Here is a 20,479-nt window from a genome sequence, read left to right on the forward strand (position 1 = left end):
ACCTTATAATACAGTTAAGGGGGGAGCGTTCTGGATTTTTTTAAACCAGTTGATCTTGCACGGAGTCTTGGTGTTAGTACCAGCACACTCAGGAACTATGAGGCCCGCGGACTGGTCCCACCTGCCGGGCGGACAAAGAGCGGTTACAGAGTCTATACCGAAAAGCATAAAGCATGGTTCTCCTGCATCACTGCCCTGTCAGACGGGTTTGGCATGGATACGGCCGTTGAAGTAATCCGGTTCGTACAAAAGGACGAGGTGGAGGAAGCTTTATGGCTTCTCAATCGGGTGCAGATTCAAAGAGGAAAAGAAAAAAGAGCAGTGGCTGAAGCACTGGAACTTGCGGGACCAGGGGAAGAGGAGGGAAAACGGTTCAAAACCGGGGAAGCTGCTGAGAGAATGGAGGTAACCCCCTCCGCTATTCGGTACTGGGAGCGATCGGGATATTTGTATCCTGTGCGGAACCCGGAAAGCGGGTATAGGATGTTTGATCGGCTGCAGCTGGCAAGAATAAGCCTGCTTAAGGCCCTTAACCACCCGTACTATACGAGTGAAAGCGCGGACTTGAAACTGAAATTTAAAAAGCCTGAATTAAAAGGAGAAAAAGGCTGCCTGGTACTGGCTGATGAAGTCATGAAGCTGTTACATATGCGGAACAGGAATCAGGTCCGGGCCTATTCATCTTTGGAAGATCTTTTCGTGATGCTGGGCAAATAAGGAGGAATGACGATGAATGTGAGACTTGAGATCGTATATAAGACGGCGAAAGGAATGGAGGCTGAATTCAGTTCCAATGATATGCGGGTGGAAGAGGCGATTGCGCTAGCGGAGGATCTGGAGCGAACCGGGCGGGTGAAGAGCGTGGTGTTCTTTGACGGGCGGGACCGTTCGTGGTCACTGAAGGAGCTGCGTCGATTTGAGTCCGAGGTGGAAGATGAACCCCATCACGTAGTGGTGTATTTCGACGGAGGATACGATAAAAAATCGGGTGAAGCGGGACTCGGTGCAGCTGTTTACTATGAGCAGAACGGGCGGCGCTGGCGGGTACGCCGAAACGAGCACGGCGGTGTTCTGGCATCAAACAATGAAGCAGAGTATGCGGCGCTCATGCTGGCAGCAGAAGAGCTTGAGGCAATCGGAGCAGGGCGGCTGCCAATTACTGTTCGCGGAGATTCCCAGGTAGTGATTAATCAGCTCACAGGGGAATGGCCGGTGATGGATGAGAAGCTGAATCAGTGGGCGGACCGGATTGAGGCAAAATGGAAGGAACTCGGTGTGGAGGCGGTATATGAGCTGGTGACCCGGAAGGCGAACCAGGAGGCGGACCATCTTGCTGGCCAGGCAATGAAAGGCGTTAAGATGAGGAGTCAGATCGAGCTGGACACTTCACAGGGAAAATGAAAACCTAAAAAGACAGCCGTTTCGGCTGTCTTTTTAGGTTCAATCAATATGTTTAGGTCAGGGAGGAATTACCTTGAGGTTATTTTTTTCAAAAAACTTCCTTGCTCATCATCCCGGCACTCATGACGGTGCCCGTGATGATATTTTACATTAGTCTTTTCTTAGTTAAAGAACATGTAACAAACCTTATTTATTATGTAAACGGACAAATGTACTATCAGATAATAAGATTGGGCTTATCAGAGGATAAGCCCGGTTTCCCGGGCTTGATCCAGATTTCCGGCCAAACGTACATGATTATTGCATTTTATTCTGCTGATTCTGCATTGCCTGCTGTTGAGCCTGCTGAGCTTCCTGCGCCTGCTGCTGAGCCTGCTGGGTCTGCTGAGCCTGTTGCTGAAGCTGGTTCTGAGACTGCTGCATCTGCTGATTGATCTGTTCGAGAACGTTGAAGGACTGAAGAGACTGGCCAACATCCTGAAGCGTCTGAGTCGCCTGCTGCAGAGACTGCTGAAGCTGCTGGAAAGTCTGCTGCTGCTGCTGGTGAGCCTGGTTGGAGAACTGCTGAAGCTGATGGGAAAGTTCTGAAGACATTTCCTGCATCTGGCTGCCGTTCTGACCCTGCTGTCCCTGCTGAGGCTGTTGCTGCTGCCCTTGCTGCTGTTGGGCCTGGCTCAGTGTAGCCTGAATGGATTCAAGCTGTTTTTTCAGAGGGGCAAGCTCGCTTCCGATTTCAGCGTCAACGACTTTTTCGATCTCCGCTTTGTTTGCTCGTTTTTCCTGACGTTCTTTGGCAGCATTGCGGGCCACTTCTTTTGCTCTTTGTGATTCGAATTCACGTTCCATTGCATATTCCTCCTTAAAATTGTGGTGGTGATGGTCTGCTGGAATTTCAGCTGGCTGCGGCGCAGGTTCAGTGTTACGGACACTGATTGTCCACCAGACGGCAATTCCGGCAAGAACCAGCAGTGTGATCAGAATAAATTCGACCATTTAACTGCCTCCCTGCAAATTGAATGCTTAAGCGTCCTGTTAAGCACATTGTTTATTATGGGTAAGAGATACCGTTTTATTGGCGCTAAAAAATACCAATAAAATGGTTATTTCTGGCCTGCTCGGCTTGGCATGATACTGCAGTTCCTTCATATGAAAAAAAATGATAACGCTCCTTCCTTGTCTGCACTGATATTAATTGTATTGGGAAGGAGTTGTACCATGCTCTTAAGTTTTACCTCGTAAGGTTCCAGATGCGATTCAGATCCAGAGGGGCATACACTGCATCCCCTTTAATCTGCCTGTGAATAAGAGGCTTCCGGAAGAGTTCATCCCGATTTACAGTTTTTACAGTTTTTCTGCAGACTCTGTTCATCTCCATTTCGTCATAAATGCTCAAGGTTCTGTGTCCCCTTTCAGGTACTGATGGTTCAATAAGTAATATTTGAGGATAACTGGGAATTATTCACAAAAATATATTTTATCAGGTGAACAGCAGGTATGGTGTATAAAAAATGATGGTTCAATTCACAATAGGTTTGGTCATTAAATGTACAAAGGAGACCAATAATGAATCTCAGGAGGGTAATTATGGGTATTATGACAGGCAATCCACAGGACGAACCGCTTCATTACGGTGAGGTATTCAGTGTATGGACACATCTTTCCACAGTGAAAGCTGCTAAGGCTGCATATCAGACACTTGCTAATCACTGCGGAGATGAGGAACTGAGAAAATTTATTAATGATCTTATCGAGCAGGGCAGACAGGAGGATGATGAGATTACAAATATGCTTAAAGCCAGTGGTGTGACGCTTCCGCCGAGTCCGCCTGAACGTGCAGACGCAGACCTTGAGGAGATTCCACCTGGCGCGAGATTTAATGATCCTGAAATTGCTGCTTCCGTGCAGAAGGACCTTGCTGCAGGGCTTGTTGCCTGCAGTCAGGCTATGGGACAGAGCACACGTGAGGATGTTGCCCTGATGTTCGGTCAGTTCCATATGACAAAAGCCCAGAATGGGGCGAAACTTCTAAAAATGGTGAAGCAGAAAGGCTGGCTCATTCCTCCGCCGCTTCATGTAAAACGCCCCGAGGAAAATTAACATCAAGAAGACCGTCAGCCCTAACTGGGTTCGATGGTCTTTTTTGCTGAAAAAAAAGAGAACCCGGCCAACAGGTTCTCAGACATCTATTTATAGAATATCAAGCTGGGCAGATACAAGGATCAGAAGCTGAACAAGAAGCTGGATATTGATAAGAAGCTGCGTGTCAGTTTTGTTAATATCAACGTTCTTCGATCCTTCAATGATGAGCTGCTGGTTGCTGATTTGCTTGACTTGTACGGTCTGAAGAAGATCGTTCGTAATTTCACGAGCGTCCTCTGAGCTTCCGACAGAAATGCTGATCAGAATCACAAGTGCAGCCTGCAGTGCTGCCTGAAGGTTAATCGCTGCTTTTGTATCCGTAATAGTTACGTTTACATCGCATGAATTTCTAACTACGATTAATTCTTCGGAAAGCTGAAGGGTTTTGTTATCAACCTGAGTGTTCGGCTGACTGGTATTGCAGCTGAGAGGATGAGGTTTACCGTCAAGGGCGTTCCATCTGCATTTTGTTGTCTGAGGCTGCTGCCCTGTAACTGGAACCCATCTGTAATTGCTTTGTGCCATTTCTCTCACCTCCTTTACTTTAAAATATGAAATTTAAGGAAACGTGGTTGGACAAACTGTCCGGTGCATTTATCTATTTTTTCTTTTTCTTGTATAGAACTTGTTTCTTTTCTTCAATTAAACGCTGAACTTTTTCAGTGTTGTCTTTTATTGTCTGTGCAGTGTATTCTCCACGTTGAGTAAGCGTGGTCTCTGCATTTTCCGTAAAGGTTTCTACCTTTTCTTTCAGCTCTGTGATAATGGATTTAAGTTTTGCTTTCTGTTCCTCGGACAGGCTTGCGGCTTTTTCTTTTAGGTTGTATTTCTCAAACGTTTTTTCCACTAGAACTTCCAGCAATTTGTTCGTAGATTCCATATAATCACCTCCTTTTATTCTTCTTTATTACTTTATGACGCAAAAGGAAGGTCGCCCCTGACAACTAGCGGGGTTAATTAACCCATTTATTGACAAAGAAGGAGTATGTGATTTTATGTCGAATGTATGTTCTGGAGGTTGTAGGAGGGATACAGATGGATAAAAGGGTACTGGAAGCAAATAGAGTCGTATGGAATAGAGTGGCTGATCGGTTTTACGGGAGAAATCCCCTGCCGGAGTACGGACCGCTTGCACCTGATGAGGAGGAACTCGGACTTCTCGGGGAGATTGAAGGAAAAAAAGTGCTCGATCTCGGGTGCGGGAGTGGTCACTCGCTGAAATATTTGGAGGAGCAGGGAGCGGCGGAGCTTTGGGGCATTGATTTGTCCACCGCACAGATCAGGGCGGCGCAGCAGGTGTTGTCCGAAAGCCAAGTGCCTGTTCGTCTGTTTGAATCGGCGATGGAAGAGGATCCGGGCCTGCCGGAGAGTTATTTTGATATGATTTATTCCATTTACGCCCTTGGCTGGACGACGGATCTTGACCAAACCATTGCACATGCCTACCGGACGCTTAAACCTGGAGGTACTTTTGTGTTCAGTTGGGAGCACCCAATGTACAGCCGGATGCTGAAGGAAGAGGGCTTGCTGAAACTGGTGAAATCCTACCATGAAGAAGGCGCCTATGAGCACAAATCCTGGCACGAACCGGCTGTGATGTACCAGCGGAAAATCAGTACATATATAAATGCCCTTGGAGGTGCAGGATTCCGGATTGAGAGGATGGTTGAAGAAGCCCGCCTGAGCGGAATGGATCTTGAAAAGCACACGAACAGCTGGTATACGGCTGAGCGGGCAGCCCTGCTTCCAACGACAATTATTTTCAAATGCAGAAAGGATGAAGAGTGATGGAGCGGACGTTAAGTCAGTTTAAATCAGTAGGGGGATATATACAGGGTTTAACAAGCGAAGAGCCGCACGATGAGCTTTATGAACCGATTGCAGAAGGAAAATGGAGCATCCGGGAAATTGTCGGTCATATGCACATGTGGGACCGATACCTGCTGGAAAAGATGGTGCCTCAAATGGAAGACGAAGCGAGGCTGCCGGTTTTTCCCGACCATGACAGCTTTAACCGGGACGCCATCAATGGACTGGAAGGTCTGTCAGTCGAAGAGATCACCGACCTGTTTGTGAAAACGAGAACGAAACTGGTAAAAGCACTTGACGGCGTTGATCCGGATATAAGGTTTACGATCGGCGAGGGAAAACGGCGTTTTTCCCCGGAAAGCTTTGTGAAGATGTTTGTGAAACACGATAAGCATCACGTCTTGCAAATGGAGAAGAAGTTTGAGGACGACAGAAACAGAAGAGTCCGCAAATGATTCTATGACCATTATTTCCCTTATTATGATATGATAGGGGAATTGTTTAGAAGGAGCTGGTGATGATGAAACTGGCAGAAGCACTGATTGAGCGGGCGGATCTTCAAAAGCGAGCCGAGCATTTGAAGCGACGTATGCTAACAAACGCGAAGGTCCAGGAAGACGAGCGGCCTGCCGAGGATCCGAAAGAGCTGGCAAAAGAACTGCTGCTTGTGATGAAGCGGCTTACGACACTCGTAAAACAAATCAGCAGAACAAATCACGAGACACCATTTAACAAGGAATGGTCTCTCGGGGACGCACTGATTGAACGGGATATGACGGGCAAGGAGCGGGAAATGTACAGCGAACTTGCAGCAGAAGCCTCTCTGAAGCAGGACCGGTATTCCAGAACGGAAATCAAGTATGTGACACCGTTTAACGTGCGTGATCTTCAGAAAAAAGTGGACGAGCTGTCCAAGCGGTACAGAGAAGTGGATACCAGCATTCAGGAACTGAACTGGCGTACGGAATTGAAAGAATAGCATTTCGAATCAGATTGGTAGCGGCTTTGTGAAAAGGCGAGTGCATCCCGCCGGCAGGGTTTGCCGGACAATAGGTAAGGGCCCAGGGGTGGTCCGATGAGGTTCAAGCCCTCTTTCACAGCGCATACCCAGCATTGTTACATGCGCACAGAACACCGTGACAGCTTACTACCGCGCACTGATTTTTACGAAGGCCGTGAGGGCGGGCCAGGGGATAAAGACAATTTGAAAGGTTCCGGCTGACAATGTGCCGGAACCTGTTTTCAGTTGAGCAGGTTATTCATGGACTCGGCCATTTTCCGGTTAAAGGTGTAAAAGCCGAACCAGAACGAGGTGTAAATGGCGATAAAGATCAGCACATTGAGCACGATGGGAAACGTCCCTGCTGTAAACCAGCCTAGGCTGAGGCCGACGGCGTTGAATACAGTAATCGTGCAGACGAAGTGGGCTGCCGTCTGTTTCGTCAGGCTCCACCTGTCTATTTCAAAGAACAGGGACGTGAGGCCAAACGTGATGCCGAGTGCGAAATTGCCGAGCTGGTTTATAAGGACAAGCTGGGCGTTCAGAACTTCGCCTCCGCCAATATAGTATGTGGTGTAAAAAAAGAATGAAAACAGACTTGCAATGGCGATGCCGTAAAGAGAACGGCTGATTGCTGTTAAAATCATGTCAGAGACCTCCTTCAATTTTTTGTTTGACCGAAACCACGTGCCTGCGTGAGACGTACTCCTTATTACCGGAGCGGAAGTGGACGCACAGGCTTCCGCTGAAGGAAACTTCAAATCTCTCAATGCGGCTGATGTTGCCCACAACGGATTTGGAAAACCGGACAAACGAGTGGTCCGCAAAGTCGGATTCAATTTCATAAAGTTTTCTGTTCAGTTCGATGCGCCCGTCCCGGGTGACGGCATAGACTTTTCTCTTTTCCGCAACCGCATAGTCCACATCTTCGGGGTTAACGATCACGGACTGTTCGCCGCTGGATCCGATCATTCTTGCAGCAGGAGCCTGTCCGTTCAGCTTTTTCATGAGATGTTCAGTTTCACTGTTCCATTCCCTTGCATGGATCGTCACGCTCGTTTCTTTATGGGCGCGGTCAATATCCACTTTGATTTCCACATTGGATCACCTCTCTGTTTTTAGTATAGCCTGAGGCCGGCAGTGTCTCACCGGAAAATGAGTGACCGGTGTTTTTCCAGGTATAAGCGGTAAAACATGCATAATGAACGTACTTTTAAGAGTTCATATAAGTAATGAAAGTCTTTACATATAACGGAGGTTTATGATGAACGTAGAACATATCTATTTTAGTATCGATCCTCTGGCTGTAGCACTTTGGGCAGTGACGGTGCTGTCTGTTTTTTCTATGGTATACCCGCTTGCTGCCAGGGTTTTCAATCTTCAGGTAGAAAACCAGCTGTTTCGCAATCCTTTTCAGGAACGGAAAGATAGAGATCGCTTTTTCTGGGTCCTGTTCTGCTCAATACTGTTTCCCGTCGTAATGCTCTATCTGGTTACCGACCATGGAGTGTCATACTGGCTTTTCGTATTAGGGATGGCAGCCACGGTAACCGTTCCTAATCTGTTCAAGGCTCGTTACATTGCACTGGGAAGAATCAGTGGAAGCTGGCAGGTTATCGTGTGGCAGCTTGTGGTTTTCTGCATCCTTTATGCAGGGATATTATTCTATTTTCTGGAAGGGGTTTTAAGGTAGGAGCGGGTCTGGCTCCATCTTTATTAGGACTTTTTTCCCTTATGCAGATTTATTTCCGGGAACAGGGGTATAGGAAAATGGAGAAGAAAGGAGAGGCTGTCAATGCACTGGTATTTGAAGGTGTGGAAGAGTTTTTTTGAATTTGAGGGAAGGGCACGTCGGAAGGAATACTGGACGTTTTCTCTCATTCACTGGATTGTACTGGTATTGCTTATTCTGGCTGGCGAGTTGAACACGCTCTTCTACATCGTATACTTTCTCTACGCTGCTGCCGGTTTTATTCCGGGACTTGCGGTGACGGTAAGGCGTCTCCATGATACGGACCGCAGCGGGCTGTGGTTTTTTATCGTATTCATCCCGATTATCGGCGGGATCTGGCTCTTCGTTCTGACGGTTCTCGAGGGAGACTACGGCGAAAATGAATTCGGGCCGGATCCGAAAGAGCACACGGAAGCTGCATAAAAAACGAATGGCCGGGTGATGATCCGGCCTTTTTTAATTTCGCTGTGTTCTAGTTTGATGTTGATTTTTAAAGAAAGTTGATTGGAGAGAAGCCCGAGACTCGTGCGACCCCGCAGGGCGGTTTTCCCGAGGAGGTTGCCCGCGGAAAAGGAGGGCAGTAAGCGTAAATCAACAATAGACTATAACAGAGCCTTTAATTTAAAAGGGGGAAATAAATATGGTTCAATTTGGGAATGTGATTTTAATCATTTTGGGACTGATTGTCCTTTATTTTATCATTGAATCGGCTGTTAGAAACGGCATCAACCAGTCTAAGATCGGCCGCTTTCTTGAGGAAAAGCATGGCATGAAAGAGGAAAAGCCTTCACCGATCTCCGATGATCTTGATACTGATGAAGAAAACAGGAAGGAAGATGAATAATTTGTTAATTAAAGGAAAGATGCCGTGCGGGGTGGAATAAATAAAAGTAGAATTCAGCAGGTGGATCAAAAAGGGGAGCGGATGGATCATGAAAATGCGGCTTTGGTGGTTAACGGGAACAGCGGTATTACTGGTAGGAAGCGTAATCTGGTGGCAGATGCAGAGTCCTCTTGCAAGCGGGGTTTACCCTGTGGATGGAGGCGGATCGCAGGTGTTATTTGCTTATGAGGAAGATCATTCTGCTGCTTTTTCACTGCCTGTAACCTGGGTGAAATCCCACCCGTTTGAGCAGGTGCCGGTTTTGAATTCCGCACTGCTTTTTGATGAGAATGAGAATCTGATTGCTTCCATTGAAGGTGAAACTGAAATTGAGGTGGATGATGAGGGAAGCTGGTACGAACGGCACGCGCGAGGGTTTGTTCCGTTCAGGCTGAATGAGCAGATAAACGCTGTGGAAGACGGCGGCAGGGTCTCCATGCCGCTTAATGATGACTTGTCCGTGAAGTATGAAACAGGAGAACTCAGATGGTCGCTGAAAGAAACACATTCAAGGTTTGATCTGAGGGACACATATAAAATGTTTATTGTTTTTGATGAAGAAGGTGCCGAGGCCGGCGACTGGGAGATGAGTGGGCATATCCCCTTTGGCGGAAGCGCTGATGGGCCATCAGATGGATATGTGTTTTCCCTGAAAGGAGAGTCAGGTCACGTGCTTGAAGAGGTGATGATGTGGCTGCCGGGAATGGAGGAGGACTATATGGAAAAGCGTGTGCTCGCAGAGTGGGGTGATCTAAGCCGGTATTATGGGTATGGTGATGGTCGTCCGTCTTTTGAAGGGGAACAGCTGAATTTGCCGCTCGAATTAACCGGTAAGGAACTTCTGCTTTATTTTCCTGTGACCGAGGCAATTCGTGACGCGATCGGAGACGGCCGCTATCATCTAATGCCGGTATACAAGGTTCTGGACGAAGAAGGCCGTACGTATTATACCGGCTTTGGCGGCGGTGGCGGACCTGAAGGTGCTGAACAGGTAATTCTTCCGGAGAAGGAAGAGGAGTGAGGGGACTTAATCGTCATAACATTCTGATTATGGTATGATCGATGAAAGTAAAGTTGAGGAGGCGATCGCTTGAATACGGAACTTTTCTATGAACAGCTGAGGGAAATTGCGGCAATTCAGGGGACACCGGGTCAGGAGATGCACATCGTCCGTGCGCTGGCGGAGCGATTTGGCAGAGTGGCAGATGAGGTGGAGGTGGACCATATGGGCAACCTCTACGCCACCATTCAGGGGAACCGTCCGGGACCTCATATTATGGTGAGTGCTCACTCCGATGAAATCGGCTGTGTCGTCCGGGATATTGACGACCGGGGGTTTTTGAAAGTGGAGCTGACCGGCGGCGTGATCGAATCGCTTTTAATTGGCCGCAAGGTGAATGTGAACGGCCATTTCGGCGTGGTCGGAGTGAAAGCCGGTCATCTTCAGACGGCTGAAGAAAGAGGCCGGGTGCCTTCCATGCAGGAGCTTTACGTTGATGTAGGCGCTTCGTCCCGTCAGGAAGTGGTGGAAATGGGAATCGAAGTGGGGTCGCCGGTCAGCTACATAAGTGCCATCGAACGCTTTACAAATGAGAACCTGATCTGCGGCAAGGCGATCGATAACCGGTCCTGCTGTGTGATTCTTCTTCAGCTTTTAGCCGACCTGAGTGAAACCCGTGATTTTGCCGGTACGGTTACAGGTGTGGTGGCGGTCCAGGAAGAAGTGGGTCTTCGCGGGGCAAAGGTGGCAACGTACAAAGTGAATCCTGATTTTGCGATTGTGCTCGATACTATTCCGTGCGCAGACACGCCTGACAGTGTGAACAGCGGCTATCCGGTGGCCATAGGATCCGGGCCGGTGATCCCTGCACTTGCAGGCGGTGCGGTCCGGGGGAATCTCATGTCGCCTCAGGTGAAAAAACTGCTCACACGCTATGCGAAGGAGCTCGATGTGCCTTACCAGCTGGCGGTCATGAGCGGAGCGACAACAGATCTGGCAGCCGTTCATCTGGAGCGGGAAGGGGTCCTGGCAGGGGCGATTACGTTTGCCCGCCGTTATTCCCATTCCCCGGTTGAGGTGGCAGATCTGCGAGATTTTGAAGCAGGGTACCGTCTGTTAAAGCGTGTGGTAACGGATGCAGATGAGTGGGGAGACCTGGGGTTTCTGCCGGATGGTGTTTAGCGTCTTTTTGAAGGCTTGATTCTGGATAAGAAATGAGGTTTCCTTAAAATAAATGAATAGAAGCTTCGCTTCACGCCGTCCGTTCGCTTTCCGCGGCGATGCCGTCAAGTCTCCTCGGCTGCGCTTGAGGGGTCTCGCCAGACATCCATTGCCGCAGGAGTCTTACTGCCGCTGTGGAGCTATGTAACCAGTTGATTATTCTTATCCTAAAAAAGATCCCTCCGTCGCGGCTGTTGTGCGGCGTGAGGGATCTTTTTCTGTGTTTCGTCTGGGCCCGTAAAAGGGCGTCCTTTTTTGTTTTGCTTTTTCGTTCGTGGGTACTGAATCCGCTGACGCTTCCTCTGGAACGTGCGGCATCGGGTCTGCCGTTTCGGATTGCATGAGCGCGCTTTTTCTGTGCCCGGCTTTTTGCCATCTTGATCACTCCTTTTCTGGCGAAGGAAACTCTGATTTCCTGCGCTTTTATTATCATAGCACAGGAAAAGCGAAGCGGCACGGCGCCAGCTTCGCTCTTTAATCTCATTTTCTGAATGTGGGTTACGGTTTTTCGGTTTCAAGGCTGTCTGCTTTCCATTTGGCAAAGCCGCCACCGATGTTTTTCACCTCATAGCCTTTGTTGAGCAGAATGCTTGCTGCGATGGCGGAGCGCTTGCCGGAAGCGCAATGAACGGCAACCGGCTTGTCGTGCGGGATTTTTTCCTCGGCCTCTTCCTGCAGGCTGCCGAGCATCACGTGGATCGCTCCAGGGATGCGTTCGGCGTTCCACTCGTTTTCAAAGCGGACGTCCACAATGCGGATCTTGTCTTCACGTTTCAGCTCTTTAATTTCCGAAGGCGGGACGGTTTCGTACGTCCGCTGTTCTTTTGCCTGTGAGACGTTTTTTGGTGAGAAGAAGCCTCTCACATTGTCGATGCCAATGCTGTAAAACGCTTCTGCAAGAGAAGCTTTCACTTCCGGCTCGGCAATCAGGTACACGTTCAACCGGTAATCCGTAAGCCAGCCCATCCATTCCAGAAAGCCGTCCGGATAGGGGATATTAATGGTGCCTGCCAGATGTCCCTGTGAATACAGAGAAGATGGGCGGGTGTCAACCACCAGCGCCTGCTCATCCTGAGCCAGTTCCCTGATTTTTTCCTCGCTGTAGGCAAACTCCACAGGCTGTTCGATGGCCCCGAGAAGGCCGGTGACACCTTTGTTCAGTTCCTTCATTTCTTTAAAATAAGCGGGCGGTTCCGGCTGACCGTCCAGAAGGAAGTCGCTGAACGACTGTTCATCGTCATACTGCAGGGCCGGGTTGAACTGTTTTTCGTAGCCGACAGTGGTGGTGGGCACCGCGCCGAGCGCTTTGCCGCACGAGCTTCCGGCACCGTGGCCCGGCCATACCTGCAGATAGTCGTCAAGCTGTTTAAATTGCTTCAGGGATTCGAACATCTGACTGGCACCTTTTGTGGCGGAGTCTTTTACACCGACGGATTTTTCAAGAAGATCAGGACGTCCCACATCGCCGACAAACACAAAGTCCCCGGTAAAAATACCGATCGGTTTTTTCGGATTGGCGCCGTCGGTCAGAAGGAACGAGATGTGCTCGGGGGTGTGCCCCGGCGTATGAAGCACCTCAAACACGGTTTTTCCGATATTAATCGTGTCCTTGTGTCTGACCGGGGCGGTGTTCACGGAAGCAGGGAACGAATAGCCCCCGTTACGCTCACCTTCAGCGGAATGATACACAGTCGCTCCAGTTCTGTCGGAGAGTTCGATGCTGCCGGATACGAAGTCTGCGTGGATATGGGTTTCAAGGGCTGCGGTGATCGTAAAGCCCTGTTTTTCTGCTGTTCGGATGTAAGCTTCAATGTTTCGGGACGGATCCACGATGGCCGCTTCTCCGGTTGCCTGGCACCCGACCATATAGGAAGCCTGTGCAAGTGAATCATCATAAAAGTATTTTAAGAACATAGTAAATCCCTCCTAATTGTTTTTTTACCCGGCTGGTCAGTTTTAAACACCGGCGGAAGTGAGAAAATACACAAGCAGTAAAAGCATAACAAGGATAATGAGCGCTGCTGCTGCCATGATCAGGACTGTGGAAGATCGGAATTGCCCTGTATTGATCGTTCTTTTATTTCTGATGAAAAGAAGTGCGGCAAGCGTAATAATGGCAGTTCCGGAAACAAAAGAGACAATACTCAACGTCATCGCCATCGTGGTGGAAAAGTACGTTTTAAGCGGCGTAGTAAAATGCAGGCTTGCAGCCAGAAAGCCGATCCCTTTCAGGGCAAGGGCTGTTCTGAGCCAGGCGAGAAAGGTTCTTTCATTGGCAAGGTGCTGCTGAATAAAAGCGGAGTCAGGTGTTTTCGTGCCTTTGTTAGCCATCTTCGACCCCGATTCAGGCCTTTTTCCAGGTGTCGTGCATGGTTACGCCGGCTTCCTTCATCATCGTGTATACCGGGCAGCGGGCCTCGACTTTTTCTTTCAGTTCATTAAGGAGTTCCTCTGTCTCCTCCGTTTTAACGGTTGTTTCAATTGTGACAGTTTCAAAGTAAGGCCGGACACCGGGCTCGCCCATAAATCCTCTGGGATCAAATTCGCCCCGAACCTGAAAGTCCATTGAATCAAAGGTGAAATTCATTTCTTTAGCTGCCATGCGGGCAGTCACATTTTCACAGGCTGCAAGGGCTCCAAGAACGGACTGGAGCGGGTTTGGGCCGCTGTCTTTTCCGCCCATCCGGGTACCCTCATCAATTACAAACGCATGCTTTCCTGCTTTTGCTTCGGAAGTCATTCCCTCGGCATGTACAGATACTTCCATATTTATCTTCTTCATTTGTAAATAAACCTCCCTGATCATTCCTGTTTTAATACCATAAGGGGTATATGCATACTGTACGGGGTATATGGTATATTGTAAATTCATTTGTATGGTGGCTGAATGTAGAGGTAATTATGACAGGATATGTCTTTAGGAGTAATTATTTGAAGATAGTGCTTTGTTCCTGGTACAGGAGGCTGGTCATAAGCCTATAATCAGATTATTCATTACCCATTATAATTTGAGAGGCAGAGATGACAAGTGAATAAGAGACTCATCAGCATCATGGTAAGTGTGCTTGTGGTTGGGATCGGCGGTTACTTTTTTACACAGCAGGCGTTTGGAAACACAGGGGCTATGGAGACGTATCTGGACGATACATACACCCTGACCGAGGACTATTTTAAGCTCATGGACGAAGAATATTTGGTGCCGGATGATGAAGAAGCACTGACGGCGTTCTCGGAGGAAACGATGCTGCCGGGCCTTGAAGAGATTCTGACCAGATCCGAAGCAATTAGTGCGGGAATCAGCAAGGAAAAACTGCAGGAGGTTCACGAGCTGCATAACGAGGCGATCCGGCTGCACATTGCTGCAGAGGAAGCGTGGCTTGCAGGAGAAGAGAACTCTTATGATCTGATGATGGAATCTGATGAAAAATATATGGAGTACGAAGACGAGCTTGAAAGTCTGGCTGGCCGCTGGGGCGTGAAGCTCGAGTGGGAAGACTGGGAGTAGAGTAGTAGTGTCTGAATAGAAAGGGACCCCGGCTGCGGGGTCCCTTTTGTAATATAGGTGTTTATGCGGGCGGTGTGGTGAGATGGAAATCAACAGTTCCGGCAGGGAAATCGACAGAAATGAAGGTGTTATCGACAGTCGCTGGTGTAATATCGACGAAGCGACAAATTTCGATACGAACCTCTTCATCGGAAAGGATCCGTCCCCGCTACTGCGATAGTTAGTTAAACTCAACTAGAACGGATTCGTTGCCCATATCGCGGCCGTTTTCACAAATGTGCGCTGCTCGAGTTTGAGTTGGCTGACCATGAATTCGGCCAGGTCCTCGGCTTGTGTATATTTTTCCGGGTCACGCTGAGCGTCACCGCGGGTAAGGTCCGTCTCTACAAGACTCGGCGTGAGGACGCTCACGCGGATGTTATGCGGACGTACTTCCTGCATGAGCCCCTCGCTCATGCCGATCACGGCAAATTTCGTCGCACTATAGGCGCTTGAACCTTTTGTGCCTTTGAGACCCGACATAGAGGAAATATTGATGATGTCACCGCGGTTTCGCTCGATCATGCCGGGGAGGGCAGCCTGCGTGACGTGGACAATGCCCATCACATTCACATCAAAGCCCCGGCGCCAGTCATCAGCCGGAATCTCGGCGAATGTGCCGCGGATGGCAATGCCGGCATTATTAATAAGAATGTCGATGCCGCCCAGTTCCTGTTCCACCGTTTTAACGGCTTTGTGCGCGGCATTTTCATCAGCCACGTCTGCGGCCGCGGTGACTATGGTGGCCCCGATGTCTTTAAGTTCCTTTTCAGCCGAAGCCAGGTGCTCCTCCGAGCGGCCGATCAGGCCAAGACGGACACCTTCTTTTGCAAGTTCCTTTGCGGTGGCAAGTCCGATCCCGCGGCTTCCACCGGTTATGAGTGCGGTTTTACCTTCTAATGATTGCATCGTTTAACTCATCCTCTCATCATTTCATTAACGTTCCCTGTTACTATAAACGAATTGAATCATGACGAAACATGGGAAACGTCAGTCAATGTCGATCGGAGCGCCGTTACTGTTGTAAAACCGGATGGAAGCGGTCTCCAGATCATCTGAAGAAGGGTCGTGGAGAATCCAGACGTTCTGTCCGTCAACCGGAGTGAGCATGGCGTGGTAGTCGTCGAACCGGACTGCAGAAGCTTCATCGGGAGCGTAACCGGCAACAAATCCTCCTGCTGCTGTAAAATTGCCATATGGAATAAGATCTGTATCTCCCAGATTGATCCTGCTCCTGTATCGCCATCCGAACCGGTTTCCATCAAACGAAGCGACGGCGAGGCTTTCTTCAAGCTGATTGTCTTCAGTTATGTATACGACGTAGGCCGCGTTCCCGTTATCATGAAAAACCGTATCCAGCACACGAATCACCTCCCGTCCGTGCCGTTCAGCGTGCAGCGCTTCCTCAGGGGTAGGATGAGAGTTTGACGACTGCACTCCGATATACAGGGCAAGGGCGACGCCGCCAACTCCAAGAATACCGAACATCATTAGCCAGATTTTCATTTAGTTCCTCCTTTCCTCTTTATGTAATTTATGGTAACACATGAAAGGTGCACAACGGAGGTTGCACACCTTTTTTCTGTCTTATTTTTGTTTTTCTGCATACACCGCCATCGCATCTCTCATAAATGAGGCGAGGCCGGTACCGAACCGGTCGATGTTCTTTGTAAACCGCTCATCATCCACATACATCTGCCCGAGGCTGCGAAACATTTCGGGCGTATAGCTGCCAAACTGCTGCAGCATCCGGTACCATTTTCCGATCGCCTGCTGGGCTTCGTTGGAGGCAGGGTCCAGGTGCCGGATTGAAGCGAGTTCCCTGTATAGATCGTTCATCTCCTGCTGCATAACTGCAGTGTCGAAGCCTTTCACTTTTTCCTGAGACTGATCAACGGCTTTGTCTCCCCACCGGTCCCGGGCTTCCTGTTCATAAGGATTACGTGAAAAATCAAAGCCCTCAAACTGTTCTTTTTTGCTCATTTCTCTGTCTCCTCTCTCGTGATCAAGTGTTTTCTCCACCGTGGCGATCATCCGGTTCAGGCGCCGCCGTTTCTCCATCAGGGCGTTCCGCTGGAGGCGGAGGGCTTCCTTCCGGTTGAAATCGGGGTTATCCAGTATGTCTTTGATTTTACTCAGGGGGAACCCTATTTCCCTGAAAAAAAGAATCTGCTGCAGCTTTTCCAGATTGTCGTCTGAATAGATCCGGTACCCTGCTTCCGTGACTGATTCCGGTTTCAAAAGCCCGATTTTATCGTAATGATGCAGTGTGCGGACACTGACGCCCGTCAGTTCTGCTACCTGTTTGACCTGCATCCCTTCACCTCCTGACAGTTCTCACTTTAGCGTATCACGCAGCGTGAGGGTCAACCGAAATCGTGACATTTTTTTGATCAAAAATGAAGGCTGGTGTAAAGTGGAAGAAATGACTGGGGAAGAGGTGAGGGAAGTGGAGAGACAGCTTGACGAAGAAAGATACGAAGTTTATGACCGGACATTTTCCGTGGCCCGTGCGAATAAACAGGCGCTGATCTGGGGCGGCGTTATTTTTATCGTGACAATGGTGGCTTTCGTGGCAGTATGGGGACCCAGGGGGAACGGGTTCAGCGAGCTGTTATGGATCGGGCTGACCATCTTCGCCTTCATTTTCCTGCACGAGCTCCTCCATGCGGCCGGCTATATACTGGCAGGCAAAGTAAAGGCGGGGGACGTGAAGCTCGGCGTGTTCTGGAAAAAGCTGACGCCCTACGCTCACTGTAAAGTGCCGATCCGGGCCGAGGCTTACCGGTTTGCGGTCATTCTTCCGGTCATCCTGGGAATTGGGCCATTGCTCTATGCTTTTGCTGCAGGAAGCTATTTCTGGATGATGGTCGGAACGATTATGCTGATCGGCTCAACAGGAGACTGGATGATCGTCAGGTCAATTCGGGAGTTTGATCGTGATGCTTTCGTGGAGGATCATCCGGAGGAGATCGGATGCCGGGTGTATGTGAAAAAATGAGACACTAGTAAAGCTGACAGCGGTCTGGCCGCTGTCAGCTTTTTATCTCGGAGAATTTTCATGTGGCTATACTTTTTCAACGAGGTAGGCTTTTTTGTCTCTGAAATACTTTTCCCCGTTTTCCGAGGAATGCTCGAAAAAACCTTTGAAACTGCGGACCACACGGTAGTGCCGTTCCGGTTCGGAAAAGAGCTGCTCTTCGTTTGTGGCAATCAGGACCACATCCGTGGTTGAAACAAAACTGTCCAGTTCCTGTGCGGTATAGTTCTGGCCCGATTCCAGTGTATTCAGCCGGTGCTGTGGCAAACAAATCTCCTCCTTTTTGGGTTTACAGGGCTCTACCCGGTCCCGCTGACTGCTTAAACCATTCTTTTTCCGGTAAAATGGTGTAAGATAGCAGAAGACATCATGGAACAACGGATTGGCAGGTGAGCAGAATGGAACACGTGGAATCAGGCAGGGAAAAGGCGCAGCTGTTTTTAAGAATTTTGTGGCCAATTATGGTCACGCAGGTGAGCTTTTTTGCCATGAATCTGGTTGATACAATTATGAGCGGACGGGTAGGGACCGATGACCTGGCAGGTGTAGCGATCGGCTCGAGTCTCTGGCTGCCGGTGTTTGCGGGGATTAATGGGATTCTTCTGGCGGTTACCACGATTGTGGCCCAGCTGGTCGGAAGCGGCCAGAAGGACCGGATCGCCTACGCGGTTACACAGTCACTGTATCTGGCGGTTGCCATTGCGCTCATGGTGGCAGTGGCGGGAAGTGTTGTTCTTGAACCGTTTTTGAACGTCATGCATCTGGACGCAGCGGTGCATTATATATCGTTTCATTATCTGATCGGGCTGGCTTTCGGCATCATTCCCCTATTCCTGGCAAGTGTGCTTCGGAACTTTTTCGATGGACAGGGACTCACCCGGATCACGATGATGATCGTGATTATTGCCGTTCCTTTTAACGTTCTGTTAAATTATGGATTTATCTTTGGGAACTTCGGGCTTCCGGCTCTTGGCGGCATCGGCGCAGGCTATGCCACAGCAGCCACGTACTGGATTATTTTTGCAATCAGTGTAGTCATGACCTTCAAGATTCCGGTAATCCGCAGGTTCCAGATCTTTGTGACCTGGTTCAAACCATCATGGAAAACATGGAAGGAACAGCTCGCCATCGGGATCCCGATCGGGCTTTCGATCTTTTTTGAATCGAGTATTTTTGCTGTGGTGACGCTTCTGATGGGCGTAATGTTTACGACAGTTACCGTAGCGGCGCACCAGGTGGCGCTAAGCTTTACGTCCCTTATTTTTATGATTCCCCTCAGCATCAGTATGGCGCTCACAATCGTTGTCGGCTTTTCGGTCGGCGGCAGACGGTTTAAGGCGGCGCGCACCTACGCTCATCTTGGCGTATGGGGGGCCATCGGCTTTCTCGCAGTCGGTGCTGTGTTTCTTTACTTTTTCCGTGAGCAGATCGCTCTATTGTATACGAGCGATTGGGAAGTGGTCGCGATGGCCGGTCAGTTTATCATCATCGCGATCGTCTATCAGCTTTCCGATGCGGCACAGTCCGGTCTTCAGGGGGTGCTTCGGGGGTACAAGGACGTGAAGGTGCCGTTTTACACCGCCTTCGTGTCGTACTGGCTCGTAGGCATCCCCGCGGGGTACCTTCTTGCCGCTTACACATGGATGGGGCCGTTCGGACTCTGGGTCGGAATCACCCTCGGTCTCACGTGCGCAGCAGCAGGATTTTTCGTCCGTCTGCTGATTGTGCAGCGGAGAGCTGAGCAGGAGTCGGCCGTACTTACGGAGCAGTAAATGGGGTGTGGGGGATTAAGGGTTTTAGAATTTGTTTAGAGGTTTTACATTTCGTTTAGGGCTCTTATTTTTCCTTTAGAGGTTTTAACAGAATTCATGTAAATGTTTGAAAAACAAGAGAGCAAAGTTAAGAGGCCGCGGTATAGGGAATAGTCGATGAAGATGAGCTGAAGGGGGATTTTTATTGAAACGATCATTGCTTCCAGGCCTCTGGTCTTTCATTATAATATTGCTGGCAGCCTGCGGGGCAGACGGGGGCCAGGATCTGACAGAAGAAACTTCTGAGTTCGGTGATTTGCCTGAAGTCATTGGCAATCCGATAGACATAGACGGGGACGGTGCGGATGAACGGGTGAACGTGAAGCTTTCAACCGATGTACATCAGTTTGATGCCGGAGAGACTTTGGTTCTATATACGAAAAATGCCGGTCCCGAGGACATCACAGCCGAGCATGCCTACAGTCTGGAAAAAAAGATGGACAACGAATGGATTAAAGTTGAACTGAGCCGCGGGACAGCCGAAGAGTCGATTGTGACACTGGAAGCAGGCGAATCATTCGGGCAGGAAATCGACCTTCCTGACGATCTCCCGGCAGGCATGTACCGCTTTGTTAAAATCGTTCAGGACGACTACCCGCTGGCGGCATTGTTTGATATTAATGAATAATCGCAGGAAACAAACTGGAATATATGGTGAAATGTAAGAAGATACAGGGCTCTTTTCAAAGAGTCCGCTTTTAATTGTCGGAATATTCGAACACACAAAGGAGGTCATATGGGCAAATCAAAACGAAAGACACTCATCTATCAGGTCACGCTGCTCATCGTGATTATGGCAGCAGGGTGGTACACCTATCCGGCAGCCGTTTCCTGGTTTTTTCTGTTTGCCATTCCGCTAACAAAAGACAAACCGTCAGAGCTAAGTAATTCATCGATAT

General features: G+C 49.2%; 28 protein-coding genes and 1 pseudogene. 17 read left to right on the forward strand and 12 right to left on the reverse strand.

The window, feature by feature from the left end; genetic code table 11:
* Positions 1 to 30: 30 nt before the first annotated feature.
* The 3 genes and pseudogenes from CR205_RS20835 to CR205_RS02560 form a co-directional block, all read left to right on the forward strand.
* Positions 31 to 204: pseudogene (locus CR205_RS20835) on the forward strand (MerR family DNA-binding transcriptional regulator); the annotation flags it as partial.
* 9 nt (positions 205 to 213) lie between these two features.
* On the forward strand, positions 214 to 717 hold the full coding sequence (locus tag CR205_RS02555; RefSeq protein WP_110519644.1) for a MerR family transcriptional regulator: 504 nt from the start codon (positions 214 to 216) through the stop codon (positions 715 to 717).
* Between the two features lie 12 nt (positions 718 to 729).
* On the forward strand, positions 730 to 1,401 hold the full coding sequence (locus CR205_RS02560; RefSeq protein ID WP_110516633.1) for a reverse transcriptase-like protein: 672 nt from the start codon (positions 730 to 732) through the stop codon (positions 1,399 to 1,401).
* 297 nt (positions 1,402 to 1,698) lie between these two features.
* Here the strand turns inward: CR205_RS02560 and CR205_RS20475 are convergent, their stop codons facing one another.
* On the reverse strand, positions 1,699 to 2,394 hold the full coding sequence (locus CR205_RS20475; protein WP_236634688.1) for a hypothetical protein: 696 nt from the start codon (positions 2,392 to 2,394) through the stop codon (positions 1,699 to 1,701).
* Between the two features lie 591 nt (positions 2,395 to 2,985).
* Between CR205_RS20475 and CR205_RS02570 the strand changes: the two genes are divergently transcribed.
* The gene (locus tag CR205_RS02570) at positions 2,986 to 3,498 is read left to right on the forward strand and encodes a DUF3231 family protein (protein ID WP_110516634.1); all 513 of its coding nucleotides are present in this window, start codon (positions 2,986 to 2,988) and stop codon (positions 3,496 to 3,498) included.
* 90 nt (positions 3,499 to 3,588) lie between these two features.
* Here the strand turns inward: CR205_RS02570 and CR205_RS02575 are convergent, their stop codons facing one another.
* Complete coding sequence (locus CR205_RS02575; RefSeq protein WP_110516636.1) at positions 3,589 to 4,065, reverse strand: spore coat protein; 477 nt, start codon at positions 4,063 to 4,065, stop codon at positions 3,589 to 3,591.
* A gap of 73 nt (positions 4,066 to 4,138) precedes the next feature.
* Positions 4,139 to 4,420, reverse strand: coding sequence for a hypothetical protein (locus CR205_RS02580; RefSeq protein ID WP_110516638.1), 282 nt, complete (start codon positions 4,418 to 4,420; stop codon positions 4,139 to 4,141).
* A gap of 155 nt (positions 4,421 to 4,575) precedes the next feature.
* Between CR205_RS02580 and CR205_RS02585 the strand changes: the two genes are divergently transcribed.
* The 3 genes from CR205_RS02585 to CR205_RS02595 all read left to right on the forward strand — a co-directional run bounded on the left by CR205_RS02585 (position 4,576) and on the right by CR205_RS02595 (position 6,328).
* On the forward strand, positions 4,576 to 5,328 hold the full coding sequence (locus CR205_RS02585) for a class I SAM-dependent methyltransferase (RefSeq protein ID WP_110516640.1): 753 nt from the start codon (positions 4,576 to 4,578) through the stop codon (positions 5,326 to 5,328).
* The gene (locus CR205_RS02590; protein WP_110516642.1) at positions 5,328 to 5,804 is read left to right on the forward strand and encodes a DinB family protein; all 477 of its coding nucleotides are present in this window, start codon (positions 5,328 to 5,330) and stop codon (positions 5,802 to 5,804) included. The genes CR205_RS02585 and CR205_RS02590 overlap by 1 nt, the downstream gene beginning before the upstream one ends.
* A 62-nt stretch (positions 5,805 to 5,866) precedes the next feature.
* Positions 5,867 to 6,328, forward strand: a complete 462-nt coding sequence (locus tag CR205_RS02595; RefSeq protein WP_236634689.1) for a DIP1984 family protein — start codon at positions 5,867 to 5,869, stop codon at positions 6,326 to 6,328.
* 263 nt (positions 6,329 to 6,591) lie between these two features.
* On the opposite strand, the gene CR205_RS02600 is transcribed toward CR205_RS02595, so the two are convergent.
* Together CR205_RS02600 and CR205_RS02605 are read right to left on the reverse strand one after the other, a co-directional pair.
* Positions 6,592 to 6,996, reverse strand: coding sequence for a DUF3021 domain-containing protein (locus CR205_RS02600; RefSeq protein ID WP_110516646.1), 405 nt, complete (start codon positions 6,994 to 6,996; stop codon positions 6,592 to 6,594).
* 1 nt (position 6,997) lies between these two features.
* On the reverse strand, positions 6,998 to 7,447 hold the full coding sequence (locus tag CR205_RS02605; RefSeq protein WP_110516648.1) for a LytTR family DNA-binding domain-containing protein: 450 nt from the start codon (positions 7,445 to 7,447) through the stop codon (positions 6,998 to 7,000).
* Between the two features lie 166 nt (positions 7,448 to 7,613).
* On the opposite strand from CR205_RS02605, the gene CR205_RS02610 reads away from it, so the two are divergent.
* The 5 genes from CR205_RS02610 to CR205_RS02630 all read left to right on the forward strand — a co-directional run bounded on the left by CR205_RS02610 (position 7,614) and on the right by CR205_RS02630 (position 11,146).
* Positions 7,614 to 8,042, forward strand: a complete 429-nt coding sequence (locus tag CR205_RS02610; RefSeq protein ID WP_110516650.1) for a hypothetical protein — start codon at positions 7,614 to 7,616, stop codon at positions 8,040 to 8,042.
* A 102-nt stretch (positions 8,043 to 8,144) separates the two neighbouring features.
* Positions 8,145 to 8,504 (forward strand): DUF805 domain-containing protein, encoded by a 360-nt coding sequence (locus CR205_RS02615; protein WP_110516652.1) that lies wholly within the window; start codon positions 8,145 to 8,147, stop codon positions 8,502 to 8,504.
* Between the two features lie 217 nt (positions 8,505 to 8,721).
* Positions 8,722 to 8,925: a DUF6019 family protein gene (locus CR205_RS02620; protein ID WP_110516654.1), complete on the forward strand. Its 204-nt coding sequence runs from the start codon at positions 8,722 to 8,724 to the stop codon at positions 8,923 to 8,925.
* An 88-nt stretch (positions 8,926 to 9,013) separates the two neighbouring features.
* Positions 9,014 to 9,985: a hypothetical protein gene (locus tag CR205_RS02625; RefSeq protein WP_110516656.1), complete on the forward strand. Its 972-nt coding sequence runs from the start codon at positions 9,014 to 9,016 to the stop codon at positions 9,983 to 9,985.
* Between the two features lie 69 nt (positions 9,986 to 10,054).
* Positions 10,055 to 11,146: a M42 family metallopeptidase gene (locus CR205_RS02630; protein WP_110516657.1), complete on the forward strand. Its 1,092-nt coding sequence runs from the start codon at positions 10,055 to 10,057 to the stop codon at positions 11,144 to 11,146.
* Positions 11,147 to 11,683: 537 nt separating this feature from the next.
* On the opposite strand, the gene CR205_RS02640 is transcribed toward CR205_RS02630, so the two are convergent.
* The 3 genes from CR205_RS02640 to CR205_RS02650 are packed head-to-tail and all read right to left on the reverse strand — an operon-like array spanning position 11,684 to position 13,967.
* Complete coding sequence (locus CR205_RS02640) at positions 11,684 to 13,099, reverse strand: MBL fold metallo-hydrolase (protein WP_110516658.1); 1,416 nt, start codon at positions 13,097 to 13,099, stop codon at positions 11,684 to 11,686.
* A 42-nt stretch (positions 13,100 to 13,141) separates the two neighbouring features.
* Entirely contained in the window at positions 13,142 to 13,516 is a 375-nt protein-coding gene (locus CR205_RS02645; RefSeq protein ID WP_110516660.1) for a YidH family protein, read from the reverse strand.
* A 13-nt stretch (positions 13,517 to 13,529) separates the two neighbouring features.
* On the reverse strand, positions 13,530 to 13,967 hold the full coding sequence (locus tag CR205_RS02650) for an OsmC family protein (protein WP_110516662.1): 438 nt from the start codon (positions 13,965 to 13,967) through the stop codon (positions 13,530 to 13,532).
* Positions 13,968 to 14,213: 246 nt separating this feature from the next.
* Between CR205_RS02650 and CR205_RS02655 the strand changes: the two genes are divergently transcribed.
* Entirely contained in the window at positions 14,214 to 14,690 is a 477-nt protein-coding gene (locus tag CR205_RS02655; protein ID WP_142669846.1) for a hypothetical protein, read from the forward strand.
* An 82-nt stretch (positions 14,691 to 14,772) separates the two neighbouring features.
* Complete coding sequence (locus CR205_RS20165; protein ID WP_161524646.1) at positions 14,773 to 14,910, forward strand: hypothetical protein; 138 nt, start codon at positions 14,773 to 14,775, stop codon at positions 14,908 to 14,910.
* Between the two features lie 14 nt (positions 14,911 to 14,924).
* Here CR205_RS20165 and CR205_RS02660 read toward each other — a convergent pair whose 3' ends face one another.
* From CR205_RS02660 to CR205_RS02670, 3 genes are all read right to left on the reverse strand, one after another.
* Positions 14,925 to 15,638 carry a 3-ketoacyl-ACP reductase gene (locus CR205_RS02660; RefSeq protein ID WP_110516666.1) on the reverse strand — a complete coding sequence of 238 codons (714 nt, stop codon included), beginning with the start codon at positions 15,636 to 15,638 and terminating at the stop codon, positions 14,925 to 14,927.
* Positions 15,639 to 15,719: 81 nt separating this feature from the next.
* On the reverse strand, positions 15,720 to 16,235 hold the full coding sequence (locus CR205_RS02665) for a hypothetical protein (protein WP_110516668.1): 516 nt from the start codon (positions 16,233 to 16,235) through the stop codon (positions 15,720 to 15,722).
* Between the two features lie 81 nt (positions 16,236 to 16,316).
* On the reverse strand, positions 16,317 to 17,045 hold the full coding sequence (locus tag CR205_RS02670) for a MerR family transcriptional regulator (protein ID WP_110516670.1): 729 nt from the start codon (positions 17,043 to 17,045) through the stop codon (positions 16,317 to 16,319).
* 109 nt (positions 17,046 to 17,154) lie between these two features.
* Between CR205_RS02670 and CR205_RS02675 the strand changes: the two genes are divergently transcribed.
* Positions 17,155 to 17,730 (forward strand): DUF3267 domain-containing protein, encoded by a 576-nt coding sequence (locus CR205_RS02675; protein ID WP_236634751.1) that lies wholly within the window; start codon positions 17,155 to 17,157, stop codon positions 17,728 to 17,730.
* 66 nt (positions 17,731 to 17,796) lie between these two features.
* On the opposite strand, the gene CR205_RS02680 is transcribed toward CR205_RS02675, so the two are convergent.
* Positions 17,797 to 18,036 (reverse strand): hypothetical protein, encoded by a 240-nt coding sequence (locus CR205_RS02680; protein WP_110516674.1) that lies wholly within the window; start codon positions 18,034 to 18,036, stop codon positions 17,797 to 17,799.
* Positions 18,037 to 18,167: 131 nt separating this feature from the next.
* On the opposite strand from CR205_RS02680, the gene CR205_RS02685 reads away from it, so the two are divergent.
* Together CR205_RS02685 and CR205_RS02690 are read left to right on the forward strand one after the other, a co-directional pair.
* Positions 18,168 to 19,541 carry an MATE family efflux transporter gene (locus CR205_RS02685; protein ID WP_110516676.1) on the forward strand — a complete coding sequence of 458 codons (1,374 nt, stop codon included), beginning with the start codon at positions 18,168 to 18,170 and terminating at the stop codon, positions 19,539 to 19,541.
* A 184-nt stretch (positions 19,542 to 19,725) separates the two neighbouring features.
* Positions 19,726 to 20,208, forward strand: a complete 483-nt coding sequence (locus CR205_RS02690) for an immunoglobulin-like domain-containing protein (protein ID WP_110516678.1) — start codon at positions 19,726 to 19,728, stop codon at positions 20,206 to 20,208.
* Positions 20,209 to 20,479: the final 271 nt, after the last annotated feature.

This window comes from Alteribacter lacisalsi (assembly GCF_003226345.1).
In the GTDB taxonomy this organism is placed as follows: Bacteria; Bacillota; Bacilli; order Bacillales; family Salisediminibacteriaceae; genus Alteribacter; species Alteribacter lacisalsi.

Bases quoted from the DNA above. Each gene is read 5' to 3' on its own strand.
- CR205_RS02660 (WP_110516666.1), bottom strand. From the start codon at position 15,638: ATGCAATCATTAGAAGGTAAAACCGCACTCATAACCGGTGGAAGCCGC.
- CR205_RS02685 (WP_110516676.1), top strand. From the start codon at position 18,168: ATGGAACACGTGGAATCAGGCAGGGAAAAGGCGCAGCTGTTTTTAAGA.
- CR205_RS02665 (WP_110516668.1), bottom strand. From the start codon at position 16,235: ATGAAAATCTGGCTAATGATGTTCGGTATTCTTGGAGTTGGCGGCGTC.
- CR205_RS02640 (WP_110516658.1), bottom strand. From the start codon at position 13,099: ATGTTCTTAAAATACTTTTATGATGATTCACTTGCACAGGCTTCCTAT.
- CR205_RS20165 (WP_161524646.1), top strand. From the start codon at position 14,773: ATGGAAATCAACAGTTCCGGCAGGGAAATCGACAGAAATGAAGGTGTT.
- CR205_RS02650 (WP_110516662.1), bottom strand. From the start codon at position 13,967: ATGAAGAAGATAAATATGGAAGTATCTGTACATGCCGAGGGAATGACT.
- CR205_RS02675 (WP_236634751.1), top strand. From the start codon at position 17,155: ATGACTGGGGAAGAGGTGAGGGAAGTGGAGAGACAGCTTGACGAAGAA.
- CR205_RS02670 (WP_110516670.1), bottom strand. From the start codon at position 17,045: ATGCAGGTCAAACAGGTAGCAGAACTGACGGGCGTCAGTGTCCGCACA.
- CR205_RS02645 (WP_110516660.1), bottom strand. From the start codon at position 13,516: ATGGCTAACAAAGGCACGAAAACACCTGACTCCGCTTTTATTCAGCAG.
- CR205_RS02580 (WP_110516638.1), bottom strand. From the start codon at position 4,420: ATGGAATCTACGAACAAATTGCTGGAAGTTCTAGTGGAAAAAACGTTT.
- CR205_RS02610 (WP_110516650.1), top strand. From the start codon at position 7,614: ATGAACGTAGAACATATCTATTTTAGTATCGATCCTCTGGCTGTAGCA.
- CR205_RS20475 (WP_236634688.1), bottom strand. From the start codon at position 2,394: ATGGTCGAATTTATTCTGATCACACTGCTGGTTCTTGCCGGAATTGCC.
- CR205_RS02600 (WP_110516646.1), bottom strand. From the start codon at position 6,996: ATGATTTTAACAGCAATCAGCCGTTCTCTTTACGGCATCGCCATTGCA.
- CR205_RS02560 (WP_110516633.1), top strand. From the start codon at position 730: ATGAATGTGAGACTTGAGATCGTATATAAGACGGCGAAAGGAATGGAG.
- CR205_RS02590 (WP_110516642.1), top strand. From the start codon at position 5,328: ATGGAGCGGACGTTAAGTCAGTTTAAATCAGTAGGGGGATATATACAG.
- CR205_RS02585 (WP_110516640.1), top strand. From the start codon at position 4,576: ATGGATAAAAGGGTACTGGAAGCAAATAGAGTCGTATGGAATAGAGTG.
- CR205_RS02575 (WP_110516636.1), bottom strand. From the start codon at position 4,065: ATGGCACAAAGCAATTACAGATGGGTTCCAGTTACAGGGCAGCAGCCT.
- CR205_RS02595 (WP_236634689.1), top strand. From the start codon at position 5,867: ATGATGAAACTGGCAGAAGCACTGATTGAGCGGGCGGATCTTCAAAAG.
- CR205_RS02555 (WP_110519644.1), top strand. From the start codon at position 214: ATGGATACGGCCGTTGAAGTAATCCGGTTCGTACAAAAGGACGAGGTG.
- CR205_RS02615 (WP_110516652.1), top strand. From the start codon at position 8,145: ATGCACTGGTATTTGAAGGTGTGGAAGAGTTTTTTTGAATTTGAGGGA.
- CR205_RS02625 (WP_110516656.1), top strand. From the start codon at position 9,014: ATGAAAATGCGGCTTTGGTGGTTAACGGGAACAGCGGTATTACTGGTA.
- CR205_RS02570 (WP_110516634.1), top strand. From the start codon at position 2,986: ATGGGTATTATGACAGGCAATCCACAGGACGAACCGCTTCATTACGGT.
- CR205_RS02620 (WP_110516654.1), top strand. From the start codon at position 8,722: ATGGTTCAATTTGGGAATGTGATTTTAATCATTTTGGGACTGATTGTC.